The organism is Streptomyces sp. NPDC058678, assembly GCF_042714835.1.
Taxonomy (GTDB): domain Bacteria; phylum Actinomycetota; class Actinomycetes; order Streptomycetales; family Streptomycetaceae; genus Streptomyces.
In genome coordinates this window covers 25,749-46,840 of sequence record NZ_JBHXSG010000025.1, presented here as the reverse complement: position 1 = coordinate 46,840, position 21,092 = coordinate 25,749, and the positions used below count along the sequence as shown (strand labels likewise).

Annotated in this window: 19 protein-coding genes; 5 read left to right on the top strand and 14 right to left on the bottom strand. The window is 71.2% G+C overall.

The genetic code is table 11. The features are described 5' to 3' along the window. Window positions 1-69: 69 nt before the first annotated feature. Window positions 70-1,182, bottom strand: a complete 1,113-nt coding sequence (locus ACFWWR_RS22790; protein WP_383858415.1) for an SDR family oxidoreductase — start codon at window positions 1,180-1,182, stop codon at window positions 70-72. 190 nt (window positions 1,183-1,372) lie between these two features. Here ACFWWR_RS22790 and ACFWWR_RS22785 point away from each other — a divergent pair, with 190 nt between their 5' ends. Together ACFWWR_RS22785 and ACFWWR_RS22780 are read left to right on the top strand one after the other, a co-directional pair. Beyond that, the gene (locus ACFWWR_RS22785; RefSeq protein WP_383858412.1) at window positions 1,373-2,812 is read left to right on the top strand and encodes a zinc-dependent metalloprotease; all 1,440 of its coding nucleotides are present in this window, start codon (window positions 1,373-1,375) and stop codon (window positions 2,810-2,812) included. Then, complete coding sequence (locus tag ACFWWR_RS22780; RefSeq protein ID WP_383858409.1) at window positions 2,809-3,330, top strand: NUDIX hydrolase; 522 nt, start codon at window positions 2,809-2,811, stop codon at window positions 3,328-3,330. The genes ACFWWR_RS22785 and ACFWWR_RS22780 overlap by 4 nt, the downstream gene beginning before the upstream one ends. Window positions 3,331-3,396: 66 nt before the next feature. Here ACFWWR_RS22780 and ACFWWR_RS22775 read toward each other — a convergent pair whose 3' ends face one another. From ACFWWR_RS22775 to ACFWWR_RS22760, 4 genes are all read right to left on the bottom strand, one after another. Continuing rightward, on the bottom strand, window positions 3,397-4,134 hold the full coding sequence (locus tag ACFWWR_RS22775; protein ID WP_383858406.1) for an AIM24 family protein: 738 nt from the start codon (window positions 4,132-4,134) through the stop codon (window positions 3,397-3,399). Window positions 4,135-4,153: 19 nt separating this feature from the next. After that, window positions 4,154-4,831: an AIM24 family protein gene (locus ACFWWR_RS22770; protein ID WP_383858404.1), complete on the bottom strand. Its 678-nt coding sequence runs from the start codon at window positions 4,829-4,831 to the stop codon at window positions 4,154-4,156. Between the two features lie 5 nt (window positions 4,832-4,836). Then, window positions 4,837-6,390: a TerD family protein gene (locus ACFWWR_RS22765; RefSeq protein WP_384305013.1), complete on the bottom strand. Its 1,554-nt coding sequence runs from the start codon at window positions 6,388-6,390 to the stop codon at window positions 4,837-4,839. Between the two features lie 115 nt (window positions 6,391-6,505). Continuing rightward, window positions 6,506-7,102: a M48 family metallopeptidase gene (locus tag ACFWWR_RS22760; RefSeq protein WP_383858398.1), complete on the bottom strand. Its 597-nt coding sequence runs from the start codon at window positions 7,100-7,102 to the stop codon at window positions 6,506-6,508. 264 nt (window positions 7,103-7,366) lie between these two features. Between ACFWWR_RS22760 and ACFWWR_RS22755 the strand changes: the two genes are divergently transcribed. Next, window positions 7,367-8,608 (top strand): TOMM precursor leader peptide-binding protein, encoded by a 1,242-nt coding sequence (locus ACFWWR_RS22755; protein ID WP_384305011.1) that lies wholly within the window; start codon window positions 7,367-7,369, stop codon window positions 8,606-8,608. Continuing rightward, window positions 8,601-9,992: an ABC1 kinase family protein gene (locus ACFWWR_RS22750; protein WP_384305009.1), complete on the top strand. Its 1,392-nt coding sequence runs from the start codon at window positions 8,601-8,603 to the stop codon at window positions 9,990-9,992. The genes ACFWWR_RS22755 and ACFWWR_RS22750 overlap by 8 nt, the downstream gene beginning before the upstream one ends. Before the next feature lie 15 nt (window positions 9,993-10,007). On the opposite strand, the gene ACFWWR_RS22745 is transcribed toward ACFWWR_RS22750, so the two are convergent. The 5 genes from ACFWWR_RS22745 to ACFWWR_RS22725 form a co-directional block, all read right to left on the bottom strand. Continuing rightward, window positions 10,008-10,214 (bottom strand): hypothetical protein, encoded by a 207-nt coding sequence (locus ACFWWR_RS22745; RefSeq protein WP_384305007.1) that lies wholly within the window; start codon window positions 10,212-10,214, stop codon window positions 10,008-10,010. Between the two features lie 139 nt (window positions 10,215-10,353). Then, window positions 10,354-10,677 carry a hypothetical protein gene (locus ACFWWR_RS22740; RefSeq protein ID WP_383858387.1) on the bottom strand — a complete coding sequence of 108 codons (324 nt, stop codon included), beginning with the start codon at window positions 10,675-10,677 and terminating at the stop codon, window positions 10,354-10,356. Continuing rightward, window positions 10,674-11,042, bottom strand: coding sequence for a WhiB family transcriptional regulator (locus ACFWWR_RS22735; RefSeq protein ID WP_217239481.1), 369 nt, complete (start codon window positions 11,040-11,042; stop codon window positions 10,674-10,676). The genes ACFWWR_RS22740 and ACFWWR_RS22735 overlap by 4 nt, the downstream gene beginning before the upstream one ends. A 172-nt stretch (window positions 11,043-11,214) precedes the next feature. Continuing rightward, window positions 11,215-11,535, bottom strand: a complete 321-nt coding sequence (locus tag ACFWWR_RS22730) for a hypothetical protein (protein WP_384305004.1) — start codon at window positions 11,533-11,535, stop codon at window positions 11,215-11,217. A 166-nt stretch (window positions 11,536-11,701) separates the two neighbouring features. Beyond that, window positions 11,702-13,900: an ATP-dependent DNA helicase UvrD2 gene (locus tag ACFWWR_RS22725; protein ID WP_383858381.1), complete on the bottom strand. Its 2,199-nt coding sequence runs from the start codon at window positions 13,898-13,900 to the stop codon at window positions 11,702-11,704. A 185-nt stretch (window positions 13,901-14,085) separates the two neighbouring features. Here ACFWWR_RS22725 and ACFWWR_RS22720 point away from each other — a divergent pair, with 185 nt between their 5' ends. After that, complete coding sequence (locus ACFWWR_RS22720; RefSeq protein WP_030929162.1) at window positions 14,086-14,328, top strand: mycoredoxin; 243 nt, start codon at window positions 14,086-14,088, stop codon at window positions 14,326-14,328. Between the two features lie 58 nt (window positions 14,329-14,386). Here the strand turns inward: ACFWWR_RS22720 and ACFWWR_RS22715 are convergent, their stop codons facing one another. The 4 genes from ACFWWR_RS22715 to ACFWWR_RS22700 form a co-directional block, all read right to left on the bottom strand. Next, window positions 14,387-14,986 carry a class I SAM-dependent methyltransferase gene (locus ACFWWR_RS22715; protein ID WP_384305002.1) on the bottom strand — a complete coding sequence of 200 codons (600 nt, stop codon included), beginning with the start codon at window positions 14,984-14,986 and terminating at the stop codon, window positions 14,387-14,389. Window positions 14,987-14,996: 10 nt separating this feature from the next. Further along, on the bottom strand, window positions 14,997-15,941 hold the full coding sequence (nudC, locus tag ACFWWR_RS22710) for an NAD(+) diphosphatase (RefSeq protein WP_383858375.1): 945 nt from the start codon (window positions 15,939-15,941) through the stop codon (window positions 14,997-14,999). 154 nt (window positions 15,942-16,095) lie between these two features. Continuing rightward, a complete protein-coding gene (locus ACFWWR_RS22705; protein ID WP_383858372.1) occupies window positions 16,096-17,508 on the bottom strand; it encodes a dipeptidase in 1,413 nt (470 codons plus the stop codon). A 10-nt stretch (window positions 17,509-17,518) separates the two neighbouring features. Beyond that, window positions 17,519-21,046, bottom strand: coding sequence for a UvrD-helicase domain-containing protein (locus ACFWWR_RS22700; RefSeq protein ID WP_384305000.1), 3,528 nt, complete (start codon window positions 21,044-21,046; stop codon window positions 17,519-17,521). Window positions 21,047-21,092: the final 46 nt, after the last annotated feature.

Sequence of the window (21,092 nt, the reverse complement as noted above, 5' to 3'; positions counted from 1 at the left end):
CCGGGCTGCGCGACCCAGCCCGCCCAGCCCTCACGCCGTGCACCTCAAGAGGGACGCTCCCCGCACGCCTCAAATTCGCCGCCGCGCCTTCCGCGCCCGCCGTACCACCGCCGCCGCGCCCAGCAGAGCCACCGTCGCCCCCGCGGCCCCCGCCGCCGTCGCGTCCTTGCGGCCGAGCCGCCGCCCGACCACGGTGTGCCGCCCGGAGACCTCCTCCAGGAGTTCCGCGAGCACTTCCTCGTTGGTCCACTGCGGCCGCCATCCCGCGTCGTGCAGGCGGCTCCCGCTCACCACCCAGGGGTACATCGTGTACGCCAGGTCCCCCGCAGGGGACGGCGTCAGCCCGATCCGGTGCAGCCGGGCCGCCGCTCCCAGAGCGACGGCGGACGGCAGCTCCATCCGCCGGATCCCGCTGAGCTCCTCGACCTCCTCCTGCTCCAGCCAGCCGTCGCACCCGACCGAGAGTTCCCCGTCGACCTTCTCCAGGGCGGCGTACTCCAGGGCACTGCACAGATCCTCGACGTGGCAGAACTGCCAAGCGGGCCGCGAGCCGGCCACGACCAGCAGCCGAGGGGACTCGAAGTACCTGGTCAGGGCGGTGTCCGTCTCCCCCACCAGCACGGCCGGCCGGACCACGGTGACGTTGAGCCCCGGGTGCGCCCGCGGGGCGCGCCGCCCGAGCCGCTCGATCTCCAGCAGATCCCCGACCCCGGTCGCCTCCGCCGTGGCCCGCAGTTCCGCGTCCTCGGAGAGCGGCAGCTCGTTGTCCGGCAGGGCCCCGTAGACCATGGCCGACGTGCAGAGCACGACCCGGTGCACCCCGGCCGCCGCGGCGGCCGTCAGCACGGTCTGTGTCCCCCGTACGTTGTAGGCCGTACGGGCGGCGGCGTCGGTCTCCAGGTCGAGGTCGAGCGCCAGATGCACGACCACGTCGGCGCCTCGCAGCTTCTCCGCGATGGCCGGATCCCGCACATCGAGGATGTGCCACTGTGCCGCCGCGCACTCGCCGCGCCGCTCGTCGATGGCGATGACCTGCTTGATCTCGTCCGACGCGGCGAGCCGCTCGGTGAGCAGCGCGCCGACGCCGGACGCGGCACCGGTGACCGCGACGACGGGCCCGCGCACACCGGACGTGGTTGAGTGGTTTCGCGCTGCGCGAACCTGCGGATCTGGGGAACTCACCGGGCGTCTCCAGCGGTTGTCTTCAGTACGAACGCGCGTGACGCGTACGTACCAGGTGGCATCCATCCTGCCGCAGGCCGAGAGTCGGCGAAGCACCGAGGCCCGAAGCGCCCATGGTGTCTACGCTGGGTGGTGTTATCGGGCAGCCGTGCCGTCGGACAACCGGCGGCCTTACCAGCCGAGGAATCCCGTGAGTGACACCCCATTCGGATTCGGCCTTCCGCCGGAGGAGCCGGACGACGGCGACGAGGGCAAGAAGAAGGACCAGGAGAGCGGTGGTGGTCAGGGGCCGGCCAACCCGTTCGGTTTCGGCGGGCTGCCCGGTGCCGGAGGCTTTGGCGGCCCCGGTGCGGACAATCCGCTCGCCGCCATGTTCGGTTCGCTGAACCCCACCGACCTGGGCGCCGCCTTCCAGCAGCTGGGCCAGATGCTCTCCTACGAGGGCGGCCCGGTGAACTGGGACATGGCCAAACAGATCGCCCGCCAGACGGTCTCCCAGGGCACGGCGGAAGGCACCAAGGACGCGAGCGTCGGCCCGGCCGAGCGCACCGCGGTCGAGGAGGCCGTCCGGCTCGCCGACCTGTGGCTCGACGACGCGACGTCCCTGCCGTCCGGCGCGGGCTCCGCGGTGGCGTGGAGCCGCGCGGAGTGGGTCGAGGCGACCCTGCCCGCGTGGAAGGAGCTCGTGGACCCGGTCGCCGAGCGCGTCGGCGCGGCCATGGGCGACGTCCTGCCGGAGGAGATGCAGGCCATGGCGGGCCCGCTGATCGGCATGATGCGCTCGATGGGCGGCGCCATGTTCGGCACGCAGATCGGTCAGGCCGTCGGTGTGCTCGCGGGCGAGGTCTTCGGTTCCACCGACATCGGCCTGCCGCTCGGTCCGGCCGGCAAGGCCGCGCTGCTGCCGGTGAACATCGAGGGGTTCGGCAAGGACCTCGGCGTGCCGAAGGAGGAGGTGCGGCTGTATCTCGCCCTGCGGGAAGCCGCCCACCAGCGCCTCTTCGCGCACGTTCCGTGGCTGCGCTCGCACCTGTACGGCGCGGTCGACGGCTACGCGCGCGGGATCAAGGTCGACACCGCCAAGCTGGAGGACGTGGTCGGCCAGTTCGACCCGCAGAATCCCGAGCAGCTGCAGGACGCCCTCCAGCAGGGCATGTTCCAGCCGGAGGACACGCCCGAGCAGAAGGCCGCCCTTGCCCGCTTGGAGACGGCCCTGGCGCTCGTCGAGGGCTGGGTGGACGCGGTGGTCCACGCGGCCGCGAAGCCGCGCCTGTCGTCCGCGGACGCGCTGCGCGAGACCCTGCGTCGCCGTCGCGCCTCGGGCGGCCCGGCCGAGCAGACGTTCGCCACGCTGATCGGCCTGGAGCTGCGCCCGCGCCGCCTGCGTGACGCCTCCCGTCTGTGGGCCTCGCTCACCGACGCGCGCGGTGTCGACGGCCGGGACGCCCTGTGGGCCCACCCGGACATGCTGCCGACGGCCTCCGACCTGGACGACCCGGACGGCTTCGTGCACCGCGAGCAGCTGGACTTCTCCGAGCTGGACAAGATGCTCGGCGAGGCGGCCGACAGGCCCGACCTCAAGAAGAAGGACGACTCCAAGGACGCGGACAAGGGCGACGACACCGAGTGAGCCTGTACGACGAGGCGGTCCTCGTGCTGAAGGGCTACGAGGACCAGCAAGAGCTGCGCCAGGCCTACCTGGACCACCTCGCGGCACACCCGGACGGGATGTGGAAGGCATGCCGGGCCGGTCACATCACGGCGAGCGCCCTGGTGATCGACCCGGAGCGCCGCCGGGTGCTGCTCACGCTCCACAAGAAGCTGCGCAAGTGGCTCCAGATGGGCGGCCACTGCGAGCCGCAGGACGCCTCGCTGGAGGCGGCGGCCCTGCGCGAGGCCACGGAGGAGTCCGGCGTCGAGGGGCTGACGCTGCTTGCGGGCGGTCCGGTGCGCCTGGACCGGCATCCGATCCCGCCGCCGTGCCACTGCCACTTCGACGTCCAGTACGCGGTCGTGGCCCCGCCCGGCGCGGCGCACTCGGTGAGCGACGAGTCGCTCGACGTGCGCTGGTTCGGATACGACGAGGTGGCGGCCGTGGCGGACGAGTCGGTCGTACGACTGCTCGTGGCGACCCGCGCCAGGCTCTGAACGTGTGTAAGGGGCGACCGCCATGGCGGTCGCCCCTTACGTTTGCCTCGCGGCGGTGCCGGAGGCTCAGGCGTTGCTGGCCCCGAGGGAGTTCCCGCGCATGCCGAACTGGCCGAGCATCCCCGAGTTGCGCAGATGCTGCGGCGGCAGCAGCTCGCTGGGCTGTACGAGGACGTGCCCCGTGCCGGAGAACTGCATCTCCCAGCCCTCGCCGGTGGAGCCCTTGCGGCGCCACACGGCGGACGTGGAGGTGGGGGCCTGGAGCTGGGTCCGCAGGGACGTGGACCAGGCGACCACGGCGTCCGCGTCGCAGCAGACGTTCTTCTCCGGGGTCACCTCCATGACCAGCGGCTCACCGGAGGTCATGAGGACGACCTGTCCGGAGCCGGTCAGTTCCAGGTTGTAGGCACCCGCCGACGCGATCTCCACGGCACTGTCGACCGCGACGATGCCGACGCCCAGGGAGCCGTCGAAGGCGAGGACGTAGGAGCTGTCGACGGTCAGGCCGCGGCCGACCTCCATGATGTGCAGGTGCTGGGCGAGGTTGGCGAGATACACGATGCCGTTGCCCTTGCAGCGCATGAGTTCCAGGCGCTCGCCCGTCATCCGCTCGACGTTGCGCCAGCTGCGGTTGCGGTACTGGCTGTCGAACTCCACCTGCCCCTCGAAGGCCACCATGGCGCCCTGGCGGGCGAGCACGGCGCTGCTGCCCTGGGTGACGTCGGTCTTGAGGAGTTGCGGGTTCTGCAGGGTGTAGCGGCCGGTGGACTCCACCGGGACGTGTGCGAAGAGTGTGCTGTGCATGATGTGCGTGGTGCTCCCTTCAGCCCCGGATCTTGAATCGGTCGCCGGTGTCCTCGCTCGGCTGGACGACCACGAAGCCCTGGCCCTTGAAGCCGATCTGGAAGGCCTCACCACTGCCCCGGCCGATGAGGGCGCTCGCCTTGACCGTGCGGCGCGCCTTCATGTCCAGGCCGGTCGTCCAGGCGATCAGCGCGTCCGGGTCGACGTACGTCTCCCGTTCGGCGCAGTCCAGGGCCATGGGAATGCCCCGGCTGACCAACGCGACCCAGCCGGTGCCCCGGATGACGAGGTTGGTCAGGCCGGAGCCGGACAGCTTGGCGAGCCCCTTGACCGGCTCGATGGTCAGATCCAGCGAGGCGTCGCAGGCCAGCAGCGTGGCGCCGTTGACCGAGAGGGCCTCGCCGTTCAGGTGAAGGACGAGGACGTCGCCGCCGTAGTCGGCGAGGTAGAGATCGCCGTCGCCGCGGCAGAGCATCAGCCTGCCGCCCTCACCGCTGACCATCTCCTCCGCCGAACGGCGCAGGCTGGCCGGCGCCCCGTCGAACTGCACATAGCCGTCGTACGCGATCATCGAGCCGGCCTTGGCCAGCAGATCGTGTCCGGTGGCCATGATGACCTTGAGCGTCTTGGAGCTGTGCACACTCATGCGGACGCCGGTCGAAGCGGCGCGGTGCGCGCTGAGAGTCTGGGTGTCCATGGGCCTCACACCTCGAAGGGCTGTACGACGACGAAGTTGCCGGGGGCGCCGCGGAACTGGAGGTTCACGGCCTCCGAGGTCTGCCGGGAGTACCCGGAACGGCGCAGCCTGAGCGCGGTCGTGGTGACGGCCTGCGCACCGGCGGACCAGGCGATGACGGCGTTGCCGTCGACGTAGGTGGCCGGGCCCACGGGGATGACTACCGGCACGCCGCGTGTCTTCACGGCGACGGCTCCGGTCCCCGAGAAGAGCATGCTGAACAGGCCGCCGCCCGGCAGCCCCGCACCCTCGATGCGGCGCACCTCGGTGTCCAGGGCCTCGTCGAAGGCCAGCACACCCTGCGCGCTGGTGTAGAGCTGCTCCCCCTGGAGGCGGATGACGAACACCCGGCTGGCCTCGTCGGCGAGGAACACCTCGCCGTCACCGGCGCAGCGCATCAGGGACATGCCCTGGCCGGTGAGCGCTCCGGTGAGCTTGCCGAGCAGCCCGGAGCCCTTGTGGGCGAAGTCGATGTCGCCCTGGTAGGCGACCATGCTGCCCTGCTTGGCGAGGATCGGGGCGCCCTTGGTGAGCGTGGCCCGCACGAGCTGCGGGTTCTGCTCCGTCCAGCGGTCCCCTACGGGGGCCTCCGCGTACTTCGTCAGGACGACGCGGACGTTCGCCTCGGGCGGCACCGGCGCCAGCGTCGTGGCGCCTCCGAAGGGCTGGGCCTGACCCGGGAATGCGGCGGGGGCGCCCGGAGGCGTGAACTGACCGGCGGGTGCTGCCCCGGCCCCGGGGGGCGTGAACATCTGCGGGCTCGTGGGCGCGGGGGCGGTCTGCGGCGGGACGCCGGGCGGGGTACCGAATCCGGCGGGCGGAGTGGTCCCGGCGATCGTCGGTGCCGTGTGGACGGACGGGGCCGCCGGTGCGGGAGTTCCGAAGTTGGGTGCCGGGGCCGGGGCGGGAGGCACCGGTGGCGCGGCGGCCTGCGGCGGCGGTGCGAAAGCCGGTGCCTGGGGCTGCGCCGGGGCGGCGGGCGCGGGCTCCTCCTCGGCGACCTCTCCACCGAAGTTCTTCAGCAACGCGTCGAGACCGCCGTCGAAGCCCTGCCCGACTGCGGCGAACCGCCACACGTCCTTGAGGTAGAGATCGCCCAGCATGACGGCACGTTCCGTGGAGAACTCGCTGCCGTCGAAGGAGTACCGGGCCACCTCCTCGCCGCCGGCGACGATACGGACGTATCCCGGGGCGATCTGCGACATCTGCCCGGCGCCGTCGATCGTCGCCGTGAACGAGAGCTTGTGGATCTGCGGCGGGATCTTGTCGAGGGTGACCCGGAAGGCCTCCGTGTCGCCCGCCTGCGCGCCCAGCAGCTGAATGGATTCCTCAGGGGACTTCGGCTGGTTGAAGAAGACGAAGTACCGGTCGTCCGAGAGCCGTTCGTCGGCGTCGAGACCGAAGCAGCTGATGTCGAAGGTCAGCCCGGGACCGGAGATCTGTACACCCACGTACAGATCGGTGCCCGCGGTGAGGTCACTGATCTTGGCCTTGTGGCCGCGTTGGAATTCCCTGGCCATGCGTAACGACCGTCCCCCATCCCGAATGCAAGTACGTCGCGACAGGCTAACGGCAAACTCGGACACCGGAGGATCTCGGTACAGATCCGGTACAAAATCCCGCGCGGGGCCGCCGTCACTCTCCGCGCGCGCCCGGCAGGTGCGGCAACCGCTCGGCGGCGACGACTCCTTCGAGATACCCCCGGGCCCGTTCGGTGCGCGGATACGCCTCCAGCAGCCGCCAGAAACGGGGCCCGTGTCCGGGGACCAGGAGATGCGCGAGCTCGTGGAGAAGGACGTAGTCGACGACGTACTCGGGCATGCCCTGCAGGCGGTGCGACAGACGGATGCTGCCCTCGGAGGGGGTGCACGAGCCCCAGCGGGTGTTCTGGTTGGTGACCCAGCGCACCGAGTTCGGCCGGGCCCGGCCCTCGAAGTACTGGGCCGACAGGCGCTGGGCCCGCTCGGCCAGCTCGGCGTCGCCGAGGACTCGCTTGCTCTCCTGGGCGGCCAGCTTGTCGAGCATGACGCTCACCCAGCGCTGCTCCTCGGCCTCGGACATCCGGGCAGGGATGAGCACCACGGTGCGATCGCCCTCGCGGTACGCGGAGACCGTCCGGCGTCGACGGGAACTCCTGCGCACCTCGATCGCGCTCGCCCCCGAGCCGCTCGGCGGCAGGCTCGTCGTGCTGCGCTGTGGTGTTCCGGCGCGGTGCAGTGGGTCGGCGGGCACGCCCCGACGTTACCCGCTGCACACGCGGGAAGTCCCGACTCCGGGGCGGTTCGCTTCCGATCCCCCACATGCGTTTGATTCATACGACTGACTTGTACGACGAATATCCACTGCCTGTGGACAACTTTCGGCGCCCGGTGGCGGGCCCGGGCATGCTGGCACCACCGGCGGAGCTGCGACCGACCTCCACCGGCAGGTGGGGATGTCCTGCAAGGACTACAAGGACTACGGGGGCCTGTCATGCAGTCGCTGGATCCGCATCCGATGGTTCCACTGGTTCCGACGGTGCCGTCGGTCCCGCTCGTGAAGCCCGCGCTCCGGCGCGGCTGGCGGGATCTCAACACCGTGCAGTTCGGGATGACCCCGGCGCACGCGATGACGCTGGGTCCGATGGACACGGCGACAGGCAGCTTCCTCGACCTGCTCAACGGCACGCGCGGGCTGCCTCTCCTGCGGGAGGAGGGCCGTCGGATGCACCTGCCGGACGGGCATGTCGACGCCCTGGTGGAACGGCTGTCACGGGCCGGACTCATCGACGACGCCAAGGGCGGCGGCCCGGCCGCCGAAACGCTGCGCGGCAAGGAAGAGGTCCTCGACCGGCTGCGTCCCGACCTGGCCTCCCTGTCCCTGACCACGTCCGCACCGGGCGAGGCGATCAGGCTCCTGGCCGCCCGCCGCTCCCTGCGCGTCCAGGTCAGGGGTGCCGGCCGGGTGGGCACGGTCCTCGCCTCACTGCTGTCGGGCGCCGGGGTCGGCGAGGTCGAGGTGCGCGACGTCGGCTCGGTCGAGCCGGGGGATGTCGCTCCGGGCGGGCTGCCCGCCGAGTCCGTCGGCGAACGCCGGGAGGAGGCGGCGCGGCGGGCCGTACGAGGGGCGGCGCCGGACCGCCCACCACGCCGCAGCCCCCGCGCGGCTTCCGAGGGCGACGATCCCGGCCTGTCCCTGGTGATCCTCGCCCCACGGGACGACGTCGACGTGCACGCGCCCGTTCCGTCCGCCGCCGACCCCTTGATCACCTCCGGCACACCCCATCTGTACATCGGCGTGGTGGAGGCGACCGGGGTGGTCGGCCCGTTCGTGCTGCCGGGTGAGACGGGCTGCGCCGGCTGTCTGCACGAGGCGCGCACGGACCGTGACCAGGCCTGGCCCCGTCTGGTCGCACAGTGGCGCTCCGGTGCACCGCGCAAGGTGCGGTCCTGCGATCTGGCGCTGGCCACGACGGTCGCGGGCCTTGCCGCCGCGCACGCCCTGGCCTTCTTGGACGGACAGGTGCCCTCGAGTGCCGGCGCACGCTGGGAGGTCTCGCTGCCCACCCTCCACTGGCATGCCCGGCCGGTCTGGGGGCACCCCGCATGTCCTTGTGGGGCAGCGGAGAAAGGTAAGGGGGAACACACACCCAAGGAAGAGGAGTCGCACGAGACAATGGCGGAGCAACAACCGTCGAAGGAGTTACGCCGCACGACCCACGCGGCGCGGCTGGCTGGGACCTGGAGGGCGCATGTCTGATCTTCCCCGCAAGGCGGTCACCCGTACCGCCAAGCTCGCCGCGCTACCGCTCGGTTTCGCCGGACGGGCGACCTGGGGGCTGGGCAAGCGGATCGTCGGCGAGTCCGCCGAGCTGGTCGGCCGCGAGCTGCAACAGCGCACGGCCGAGCAACTGTTCAAAGTGCTCGGCGAGCTCAAGGGCGGGGCGATGAAGTTCGGCCAGGCCCTGTCGGTCTTCGAGTCGGCGCTTCCCGAGGAGATCGCCGGCCCCTACCGCGCGGCGCTGACAAAACTCCAGGAGGCGGCGCCTCCGATGCCGACACGCACTGTGCACGCGGTGCTGGAGGAGCAGCTCGGCGAGAACTGGCAGGAGCTGTTCCTCGAGTTCGAGGACAAGCCCTCGGCGGCCGCCTCTATCGGCCAGGTGCACCGCGGGGTGTGGAGCGACGGCCGTGAGGTGGCCGTCAAGGTGCAGTACCCCGGGGCGGGCGAGGCGCTGCTGTCCGACCTGAACCAACTGAGCCGTTTCGCCCGGCTGCTTGGCCCCCTCATCCCGGGCGTGGACATCAAGCCGCTGATCTCGGAGCTCAGGGACCGGGTCTCCGAGGAACTGGACTACGGCCTGGAGGCGCAGGCCCAGCATGCGCATGCCGAGGAGTTCGCCGGCGACCCCGACGTCGTGGTGCCCGATGTGGTCCACCAGTGCGACCAGGTGCTGATCACTGAATGGATGGACGGTGTCCCGCTGTCGGAGGTGATCTCCGACGGCACCCAGGAGCAGCGGGACCGGGCCGGCCAGCTCCTGGCCCGCTTCCTCTTCTCCGGCCCCGCCCGCACCGGGCTGCTGCACGCCGACCCGCACCCGGGCAACTTCCGTCTCGTGCCCGGCGGTCCGGAAGGCGAGGACGACTGGCACCTGGGCGTCCTGGACTTCGGCACGGTCGACCGCCTCCCGGGCGGCCTGCCGGCCACGATCGGCAGCTCGCTGCGGATGACCCTCGACGGCGAGGCGGACGCCGTCTACGAACTCCTGTGCGCCGAAGGCTTCGTCAAGGAGTCCATAGAGCTGGACCCGGACGCCGTCCTCGACTACCTCCTGCCGATCATCGAACCGGCCCAGGTCGAGGAGTTCACCTTCACCCGCGGCTGGATGCGCAGCCAGGCGACCCGGATCGGCGACCCGCGCTCCCCCGCCTACCAGTTGGGCAAGCAGCTCAACCTGCCCCCGGCCTATCTCCTCATCCACCGTGTGACATTGAGCACGATCGGCGTGCTGTGCCAGCTGGGCTCGACGGTGCGGCTGCGCGAGGAGCTGGAGGAGTGGCTGCCCGGGTTCGTGCCGGAGGAGAGCCCGGAAGAGGTACTGGAAGACGGCTTGGAGGAGAAGCCGGCGGCGGAGGCGTGAGGTTTCTCGGAGGTTTCACCACCAGGCCGAGTCGAGCCGCCCCTCGATCGCCCTGAGGTTCTCCCGGGAGCAGGTGTCGCAGAAGTACTGGCGGACGCCGTTCTCCACGGAGCACATCCAGGAGGGCTGCGGTGCCTGCGCCCTGGTGCCGCACCGGGCGCACACGAGGGCCTCGGACTCCTTGGCGGAGCCGTGGTCACTGCCTCCGGGAAGACTCGTCACCTCGCTGACGATATCCCCGTGACCTGCGGATCGGTAGACCCAACGCACTGCGGGGGCCGGTCCGTTCGGACGGACCGGCCCCCGCCGGGAGAGCTCCGCCTCCCTGACTGGGAGGCCACCGCTTCAGGCGTGTTCGGGATTACTGCATGACGGCCAGGGCGAGCGCACGCCGGGCACGCAGCGAGGCGCGCTCCGCCCGGCGCTGCATCCGGCGAGCGGTCGCCAGGCGCACGGCCCGGCGTTCCTGCTCGGCCTCATGCAGTCGCTCGTGCATATGCGCGCGAGCGAGGGCTTCTGGGATGAGTTGCATCTCTCGGGTCCTGTTCTGGCGCGAGTCGATCGCACCACTGGTGGTGAAGTCTTCAGGCGCGGTGCCTGCGGGCTCGTTGGTGGACGGCTTCATCGGGGCCTGCTTCTTGGGGTCGTGCGTGAAAGGACGGTCGATTGTTCCTGCGGTGTTCATGCCGTGACCGGGTTCTTCCGCGGGCGGCCACGCGGCCGCTTCCGGGCAACGACGACACCCTGGACGAACAGCTCGCCACCCCAGACGCCCCAGGGCTCACGCCGCTCCTTGGCACCGGCGAGGCAGGCCTCGACCAGCGGGCAGGTCCGGCAGAGGGACTTGGCGTACTCGACGTCCGCCGGCGACTCCGCGAAGAAGACCTCCGGGTCGTACGAACGGCAGGGGACGGGTACGCCGAGGTTCTCGATGGCGTCGTCGAGCGCGGTGAGCGCAGTGAGCGGGATCAAGGGAGAGTCCTCCGTGAGGCCGGGCGGGGGGATCGTTTCGGAAGGCGGTACGGACGGGGCGTGCGCTTCGAGTTGCACGGTTCGTCTTCCTCGTCTGTCGTTCCGGCCCTGTTGGGCCGAGTGGCTGGTACCGGGTTCTTTTCTTGTCCCGAGGCCCCTTCGCTCCGTCGTCCCCGTTCGGAGACAAACAGAAGGGCCGCGGATCCCGGATGGGGTTCCGCGGCCCTGAAGGCGCCGGCCTGATTCACGATCAGGCTGGATCACTCCAGGGTTCTGGCCCACGGAAGGCCCACATCAGGTGGTGCTGCGTCGCCTGCTTCCGGCTTCCGGCACCGGCGGGCGCAAAGGCATAGACGTGCGCCTGTGCCTCTACTGCTTCCAGTGCCTTGGTCGGTCGCTCATTGCGCTCCCGGACGGGAAGGTCCGCGAGAGACAGGGAGGACGCCGGACGGACGGCACGAATGCCGGACAGACCGGTGCCCGGGTTCGAGGCGCCGAGCATGCACGTGGAGACGACCGAGCGATCGGTCACTTTGGCGGTGCTGATGGAGCTGAAGTTGATGCTGATCACTGGAATCGCCTCCTCTCGGCGTCTAGAGGGACCGGGGGTGAGCCGGTCCGACGGATATGCAAGTACAGCACGAAAGCGGGGCCTCGGAGAAGGCCTCCGTTCTCGTGGCTACGAACCTATGGGGATTGCTGGGGCATGCGCAAACTATTTTCTCGACGAGTTCGCGTCAGCCCTCAACTTCTTCTCCCCCGAGGTCCTGGCCTGCGCAGATCGCCAGAACATCGGCTCCGTAGCGGTTGAGCTTGCGCGCCCCGACCCCGGGGATCCGCGCCAGCTCTCCGTCGTCGTCGGGGACGGCCTCGGCGATCGCGATCAGCGTTTTGTCGGTGAAGACGCAGAAGGCGGGCTGCCCGCTGCGCTGTGCCTGGACCGCACGCCACTCGCGCAACCGCTCGTAGAGCCCCTCGTCCATGTCCGACGGGCAGTCCTCGCAGCGCATCAGCTTCATCTCACCGGCGTCGGTGAGCGTGCGCCCGCACACCCGGCAGCGCGCCGGAGTGCGCTGGGTGCGTCGCGGGACGGCGCCGGCCCTGCTGGTGGTGAAGCCGCGCTCGACGCCCCCGGAGCCGACCGCGGCACTCCGCCCGGCGGTACCGGCCGAGCCCGGGCGCAGGCCGTCGAGGAAGCGGCTTGGCCTGCGGCTCGGACGGCCCCCGGGCGAACGGGACAGCGCCCAGGAGACGTACAGGCGCTCTCTGGCGCGGGTGACGCCGACATAGAGGAGGCGGCGCTCCTCCTCGATCTGCTCGTCGGTCTTTGCGTAGGTGATCGGCATCATGCCCTCGGCGACACCGACCAGGAAGACCACGTCCCACTCCAGTCCCTTGGCCGAGTGCAGGGAGGCGAGCGTGACGCCCTCGACGGTCGGGGCGTGCTGGGCGCCGGCCCGCTCGTCGAGCTCGGCCACCAGGTCACTCAAGGTGGCGCCGGCTTTCGAGGCTGCGAAGTCCTGCGCGAGGTTCACCAGGGCGGCCAGCGACTCCCAGCGCTCTCGGACGGCCCCTGAGCCGGCCGGAGGCTGGGTGGTCCAACCCTCGCCCGACAGCACGGCCCGCACCTGGGAGGGCAGGTCGACGGCGTCGTCGAGAAGAGAGTCGTTGCCGCCGAAGCGGGCCGCGCCGCGCAGCGCGACTCCCGCCTTGCGCACCTCGGGGCGGTCGAAGAACCGCTCGGCACCGCGCACCTGGTAGGGCACTCCGGCGTCGGCGAGGGCCTGTTCGTAGGTCTCGGACTGGGAGTTCGTGCGGAACAGGATGGCGATCTCGCTGGCGCGGCAACCTGCGTCGATGAGCTCACGGATGCGGCGGGCGGCACCCTCGGCCTCGGCGGGCTCGTCGGTGTACTCGGTGTAGACGGGCTCCGGCCCGGCAGCGCGCTGCGAGATCAGCTCCAGCCGGTGGTCGGCGGCGCGGCCCCGGGCCTGGGTGAGCAGGCCGTTGGCGAGGTGGACCACCTGCGGGGTGGAGCGGTAGTCGCGGACCAGCTTGACGACGGTGGCGCCGGGGTGGCGGGTGCGGAAGTCGAGCAGATGATCGGGAGTTGCTCCTGTGAACGAGTAGATCGTCTGGCTGGCGTCACCGACGACACACAGGTTCTCCCGCTCGCCGAGCCACAACTCCAGCAGGCGCTGCTGGAGAGGGCTGACGTCCTGGTACTCGTCGACCACGAAGTGCTGGTACTGGGAGCGGACCTGCTCGGCGATGTCGTGCCGGTCCTGGAGGACGGCGACGGTCAGCAGCAGGACGTCCTCGAAGTCGATGACCCCGCGGGCACGCTTGAGGTCCTCGTAGGCGGAGTAGATCTGGGCGATCTCCGCCGGGTCGCGAGGGGACTCACGGCCGGACTTGGCGGCCGCGGGCGCGTAGTCGGCGGGGACGGTCTGGGTGACCTTGGACCATTCGATCTCGCCGGTGACGTCCCGCAGCTCGCCCCGGTCGAGGCGGATGCGACAGGCGGCGGCAGCGTCGGCGACGAGTTGGATCTTGCGGTCGACCAGCCGCGGCATGGAGCCACCGACGGCTTTCGGCCAGAAGTACTGGAGTTGGCGCAGGGCGGCCGAGTGGAAGGTGCGGGCCTGGACACCGGCGGCGCCGAGCTGGCGCAGCCGGCCACGCATCTCGCCGGCGGCACGGTTGGTGAAGGTGACGGCCAGCACGCTGGAGGGCTGGAGAATCCCCGCTCGCACCCCGTAGGCGATGCGGTGGGTGATCGCCCGCGTCTTGCCCGTGCCGGCGCCCGCCAGCACACACACCGGGCCGTGCAGGGCGGTGGCCACCTCGCGCTGCTCGGGGTCGAGCCCTTCGAGCACCGCGTCGGCAGAGCCCGGTGTCTGCGGGAAGAGCGGGGAGTGCGTTGCTGCTGTCACACGGCCATGCTGCCAGGTCGGCGGAGACGGGTGAGCCGGTTGTCCACAGGCAGGCACTCGTAGTCGTACTAATGCGGCAGGCGTCACGTCCGGCGGAACCCGGCCGCCGGGAATGGTGGCCCTTTCAAGTACGTTTCCCCACTGCGAGCGCACATCCCCCGACCCGCCGAAGGAGCACGAGAGACATGCCGGGCACTGTGACGATGTACAGCACCACGTGGTGCGGCTACTGCCGCCGGCTGAAGAGCCAGATGGACCGCGAGGGCATCACGTACAACGAGATCAACATCGAGCAGGACCCGGATTCCGCCGCGTTCGTCGAGAAGGCGAATGGCGGAAACCAGACGGTTCCGACCGTGCTCTTCCCGGACGGCTCGACGCTCACGAACCCTTCGCTGGCTCAGGTCAAGCAGAAGATCGGCGCGTAACGGCCGCGCGGACGTGGTGGTCGGATGGCGGTCCCTGACGGATTCAGGGGCCGCCTTCTTATGGTTTGTCCCAGACCAGCGTGTAGCGCCACAGCAGCCTGCGCCGGAAGCGGGAGCCGGGCAGGAGGCGGTGAGCGGCCTGCCGGACCTCGCTCCATGACATCGCCGACTCCTCCATGGGCATGCCCGCCGGGCCGCCCTCGCCCCGGCGGTAGCGGTGGACCAGGTTCAGCGGCACGCCGAGTGAGCCGATCACCCAGTCGAGCGGTGCCCGGTCGCGTGCCAGCCCCACGATCACCAACCGTCCGCCTGGGGCCAGGAGCCGTACCAGTCGTCCCACCGCGTGCTCGAAAGCCGAGTGGTGGACGACGGCGACCGCGCTCACGAAGCCGTAGGTCCCCTCGGGCAGGCGCGGGTCGTCCAGGTAGTCCCCTTCGAAGAACGTCACGTCGCCGAGCTCCTGCGCGCTCTCGCGCGCGAGCCGGATCATCTCGGGCGAGCGGTCCACGCCGGTGACGGATTCCGCCCTGTCCGCGAGCTTGCGCGCGAGCAGCCCGTCGCCGCAGCCGACGTCGAGGGCCGCACCGCAGCCTTCCGGCACGGAGGCGAGCACCACCGGGTGGTAGTGGACGTTGTGATTCCAGTACGGGTCCGGCATGGCCCGCTCCTCAGATGAAGCTCCTCGTCGGCAGCGGCTTGCCGTACCAGAGCTCGATCAGACGGGCCGCGATCGAGATGCCGTACGGCGGGAGCACCTCGCCGGACTCGAAGGCGGCGCGCAGTTCGTCGCGGGAGAACCAGCGGGCCTCGTGGATCTCGTCGCCGTCGACGTTGATGTCGGTAGAGGTGGCGCGTGCCATGAAGCCCAGCATCAGGCTGGACGGGAAGGGCCAGGGCTGGCTGGCGACGTACTCGACCTGGCCGATGGTGATGCCGGCCTCTTCGAAGACCTCGCGGCGCACCGACTGCTCGATGGACTCACCGGGTTCGACGAAGCCGGCGAGCGTCGAGAAGCGGCCTTCGGGCCAGTGGACCTGACGGCCCAGCAGGATGCGGTCGTCCTCGTCCGTGACGGCCATGATCACGGCGGGGTCGGTGCGCGGGTAGTGCTCGGCGCCGCAGGCCTGGCAGCGGCGGATGTGACCGGCCGCCGCGATGATCGTGCGCTCGCCGCAGCGGGAGCAGAAGCGGTGTGTGCGCTGCCAGTTCTCCAGGCCGACCGCGTGCACCATCAGTCCAGCCTCGCGGGGCGACAGGAGCAGACCGGCCTCGCGCAGCCCCGCGGCGCGCGCGGACTGGTCGATGCGGCCGGGGAGTGCGTCCTTCTGGAGGGCGAAGTAGCGCACGCCTTCCTCGTCGATGCCGAGGAAGTAGCGGTGTGCCTCGGTGAGGGGTGCTTCGAAGGACGGGGTCATGACGAGTTCGGTAAGACCGTCGGCCGTCTCGTCGATGAGGACCTGGCCGCCGGAGACCACGAAGCAGCGGGTGGTGGGGTGGCTCCACGCCGCCGCGAGCCAGGCCTCGTCGAGCCGGTGGTGGGCGGCCCGGTCGATGCCGCTCGGGGCGGTGAGCGAGACGGGGCGGTCGGCGGTGTGGTCGGTCCAGGTGGTCACGAGTGCTTCCAACTCCCCCGGTGGAAAGGGTGTTTCGCGGGCGGTTCAGCGGGACGTACGGCGGGAGGCGACCGGGTCCGGCAGGGCGTGGCGGTACGGGACGGTTCTTACAGTGTGCCCCGCGTGCCGCGCCGATCCGGGCGGCGCGGGACGATCAGGGCGCATGGGACCAGTGCTCGGCGAGGTCGCCCCACAAGTACGCGGTGGCCTCGACGCCCTTGAGGAGGAGGTCCAGCTCGACCTTCTCGTTCGGGGCGTGCCAGCCGTCGGACGGGACGGAGATGCCGAGGAAGAGCACGGGTGCGCCGAGAACTTCCTGGAGGTCGGCGGCCGGTCCCGAACCGCCTTCCCTGGTGAAGCGGACGGGCTTGTCGAAGGCGCGGCCCATGGCGCGGACGACGGACCGCAGGGCCGGGTGGTCCAGCGGCGTGAGGCACGGGCGCGTGGAGCCGGTGAACGTGATCTCCTGCCGGATCCCCGGGGGCACCTGCTCGGCGGCCCAGTCGCGGACGGCCTTCTCGATGTGGTCGGGGTCCTGGCCCGCGACCAGCCGGAAGGAGAGCTTCACCATGGCGGAGGCGGGGACGATCGTCTTGCTTCCGGGGCCCTGGTAGCCGCCGCCGATGCCGTTGACCTCGGCGGTGGGGCGGGCCCAGATGCGCTCCAGAGTGGTGTGCCCGGCCTCGCCGTGGGTGGCGTACGACTTGGCGGTGCGCAACCACCGCTCCTCGTCGAAGGGCAGCTCGGCGAAGAGTGCGCGCTCGCGGTCCGTGAGTTCGACGATGCCGTCGTAGAAACCGGGGACCGTCACGCGCGCGTGCTCGTCGTGCAGGGCGGCGACAAGGCGGGCGGCGGCAGTGGCCGGGTTGGGGACGGCGCCGCCGAAGGAGCCGGAGTGGATGTCCTGGTCGGGGCCGAACAGCCGGATCTCGCACTCGGCGAGGCCGCGCATGCCGGTGCACACGGTGGGGGTGTCCTCGGACCACATACCGGTGTCGGAGACGATCACCGCGTCGGCGGCGAGCCGGCCCTCGCGAGCCTCCACGAGCGCGCGGAAGTGCGGGGAGCCGGACTCCTCCTCACCCTCGATCAGCAGCTTGAGGTGCACCGCCGGGGCGGTGCGGCCGGTCGTGGCGAGGTGGGTGCGGACGCCGAGTGTGTGGAAGAACACCTGGCCCTTGTCGTCGGCCGCCCCGCGCGCGTAGAGGCGGTTGTCGCGGACGACGGGCTCGAAGGGCTCGCTGTCCCAGCCGTCCTCGCGGGCGGCGGGCTGTACGTCGTGGTGGCCGTAGACGAGGACCGTGGGTGCCTCGGGGTCGTCGGAGGGCCACTCGGCGAAGACGGCGGGCGCGCCCGCCGTCTCCCAGACCTCGGTGGTCGGGAAGCCGGTCTCCCGGAGCTTGGCGGCGAGCCAGTCGGCGCTGCGTCGTACATCGCTCTCGTGGTCGGGCTGGGCCGACACGGACGGGATGCGCAGCCACTCGGCGAGGTCGTCGAGGAAGGCTGCACGGTGCTGCTCGATGTACGTACGGACGGCGCTGACGGCACTGTCAACGGGCTGGCTCATGGTCACGAGCCTATCGGCCCGCACCGACATCGCCGCCGTGCGGTTCCTCACCCTCCGGCTCCTCGAGGAGCAGCCGCTCCAGGGCGGCCCGGCCCGGCAGGTCGACCGGTCGTGCGACCTCGCCGCTGCGTACGTAGAGGAAGGTCGCCGTGACCGACTCCAGAGGTACGCCCTGCTGCTCGGCCCAGGCGAGCCGGTAGACGGCGAGCTGGAGCGGGTCGGCGCTGCGGGTGCGGCTGGTCTTCCAGTCGACGACCTCGTACGTCGCCGTCGGACCGTCGCCGTCCTTGTAGACGGCGTCGATGCGGCCCCGGACCACGCGGCCGGCGATCGCGAGCTGGAAGGGGGTCTCGACGCGGTGGGGCGTGCGCTGGGCGTAGTCGGTGCGCTCGAAGGCTTCCTTGAGGGCTTCCAGGTCGCGCTCGTCGGCGATCTCGGCCTCGCTGCCGGGCAGTTCCTCCGGCTCCAGCATGGGCGGTGTCAGCGCCTCGAAGCGGGACTCGACCCAGGCGTGGAAGCGGGTGCCCCGGCGCGCTGCGGGCTGGGGCGGGCGAGGCATGGGGCGGGCCAGTTCCTGTGCGAGGCCGTCCGGGTCGGCTGCCAGGCGCATCAGCTGGGACGCGGTCAGCGACGCGGGAAGAGGTACGTCGGTGACGCTCGCGCGGGTGCGCTGGAGTTCGCTGCTGAGGGCGTCCAGGTCACGGTCCCAGGAGGCGATGGTGCGGGCCTCCTCCAGGGAGAGGGGGGCGCCTGCGGGGCCCGTGGGGTGGGGGCGGGCGGGTTCCGTACGCGGGTGCTCAGTGGCGTCCGGTCCCACGGCCTGGTGCGGGACGGTCGGGCGGTCCGCGCTCCAGGAGTCCCAGTCGGCCGGGTCTTCCTCGGCGAAGGGAACCTCCGCATAGGGGTCGTCCGCAAAGGGCCCCTCTTCATAGGAGTCGTCCTCAGGAACCTCGTCGTCGTCCGGCGGCACGGGCCAGTCCGGGTCGTCGTAGACGTCCGGGTCGTGCGTGGCCGCGGGGTGGCCGTCCTCGTGGGAGGCGAGGTGTTCCAGGTGGGACAGAACCGTCTCGGCGGCCGCTCGGCGCCGGGCCATGGACGTCTCGTCCAGGGGCAGGGGCCACACCTGGTCGGCGGTCTCCTGGTGCAGGGCCGGGTTCTGCTCGTCCTCGGCGGGCTCGACCGCCCACGCCTCGATCTCGCCGTGTCCGGCCACGCAGTGGTCGTACAGGGCTTGCAGGAAGTCGGACGGCCCGCGGGGCTTCTTCTGGGTGGGACCCCACCAGTGGCCGGAGCCGAGGAGGAGTGAGCGGGGGCGGGTGAAGGTGACGTAGCCGAGGCGGAGTTCCTCGGTGTGCTGGTGCTCCTTCATGTCCTCGTGGAAGGCCTTCAGCCCGCGGGAGTCCCAGGAGGTGACGTCGGGGAGGGTGTCGGTGTCTCCGCGCAGTTCGTGCGGCAGCACCTTGCCCTGGGCGGTCCACTTCTCGCGGCCCTGGGTGCTGGGGAAGGTGCCGGTGACCAGTCCGGGGACGACCACCACGTCCCATTCCAGGCCCTTGGACTTGTGGGCGGTGAGCACCTTGACGGTGTTCTCGCCGCCGGGGAGGGCGTTGTCGAGGCCCTTCTCGTACTGGGCGGCGGTGCGCAGGAAGCCGAGAAAGGCGAGCAGGCTGGCCTCGTTGTCGCCGGCGGCGAAGGAAGCGGCGACGTCCAGGAAGTTGGACAGGGTCTCGCGGCGGCGGGCGGCCAGGGCGTGCGGAGACGCGGACAATTCCACTTCCAGGCCGGTGACGGCGAGAACCCGGTGCAGGACGTCCATCAGCGGGTCGGACAGGGAGCGGCGCAGGTCGCGCAGTTCGGTGGCCAGGCGCGCGAACCGCACGCGCGCGTCCGGTGAGAAGGGCAGCCCCTCGTGGTCCCCGTCGCCGTCGAGCGGCGTCTCCAGGAACGTGTCGAGGGCGTCCGCGAGCGATATCACCTCGGACGGGTCGACCCCTTCGACAGCCTCGGCGAGCCGGCGGTCGGGGTCGTCGTCGCCGTCCACGCGGGCATGGGACACCAGCAGCCGGGCGCGCCGCCCCAGGAGGGCGAGGTCCCGCGGGCCGATGCGCCAGCGCGGGCCGGTCAGCAGACGCACCAGGGAGGCGTTGGCACCGGGGTCCTGAAGGACCTCGCAGACGGCGACCAGGTCGGCGATCTCGGGCAGGTGGAGCAGGCCGGAGAGGCCGACGACCTCGACGGGGACGTCCCGGGCGACGAGCGCGCCCTGGATCTCGGCGAAGTCGGTGGCCGTACGGCACAGGACGGCGATCTCGCCGGGCGCCTTGCCCGTGTTCACCAAGTGCGCGATGGAGTCGGCGAGCCAGCCGATCTCTTCGGCGTGGGTCGGCAGGAGGGCGCAGCGGACGATGCCGTCGCGTTCGGCGCCGGGGGCCGGGCGCAGGGCTTCCACGCCCGCGTGCATGGCGCGCAGGGGCTCGGCGAGGCCGTTTGCGAGGTCGAGGAGGCGGCCGCCGCTGCGGCGGTTCTCGCTGAGGGCCTGCCGGGTGGCGAGACGGCCGTCGGCGTGGGCGAAGTGCTCGGGGAAGTCGTCGAGGTTGGCGACGGAGGCGCCGCGCCAGCCGTAGATCGCCTGGCAGGGGTCGCCGACCGCGGTCACGGGGTGGCCGGTGCCGGCGCCGAACAGGCCCGCCAGGAGGATGCGCTGGGCCACGGAGGTGTCCTGGTATTCGTCCAGGAGCACCACCCGGAACTCGTCGCGCAGGGCACGGCCCACCTCGGGGATCTGGGCGAGCTCGGCGGACAGAGCGATCTGGTCGCCGAAGTCCAGCAGGTCGCGTTCGCGCTTGGCGGCGCGGTAACGGACGACGAGATCGGCGAGTTCGCGGCGGGCGGCGGCCGTCTCGGGCACCTTGCGCAAGGCCTCGTTGGTGAGCTTTGCGCCCTGGAGAGCACGCAGCAGATCGGCGTCGTACGCGCGGAGGTCCTCGGGGCGTACGAGGTGTTCGGCGAGCTCGGCGTCGAGCGCGAGGAGGTCGCTGACCAGGTCGGCGAAGGAGCGGGTCAGCGCCGGGTAGGGGCCGTTGGCCTCGCGCAGCACGCGCGCGGCCAGCTGGAAGCGAGTGGCGTCGGCGAGCAGGCGGGAGGTGGGTTCGAGGCCGATCCGCAGGCCGTGGTCGGTCAGGAGACGGCCCGCGAACGCGTGGTAGGTGGAGATCACCGGCTCGCCCGGGGGGTTGTCCGGGTCGATGACGTCGGGGTCGGTGACGCCCGCCTTGATCAGAGCCTTGCGGACGCGTTCGGCGAGTTCCCCGGCGGCCTTGTTGGTGAAGGTGAGGCCGAGCACCTGTTCGGGAGCGACCTGGCCGGTGCCGACCAGCCAGACCACGCGGGCCGCCATCACCGTCGTCTTGCCCGATCCGGCTCCGGCCACGATCACCTGCGGGGCGGGCGGCGCGGTGATGCAGGCCGTCTGCTCCGGGGTGAAGGGGATACCGAGGAGCTCCTTGAGCTGATCGGGATCGGTGATACGGGCGGGCATGTCGGAGAGGCTAGCGGCGGCCACTGACAGTGGAGGCCACACCTCC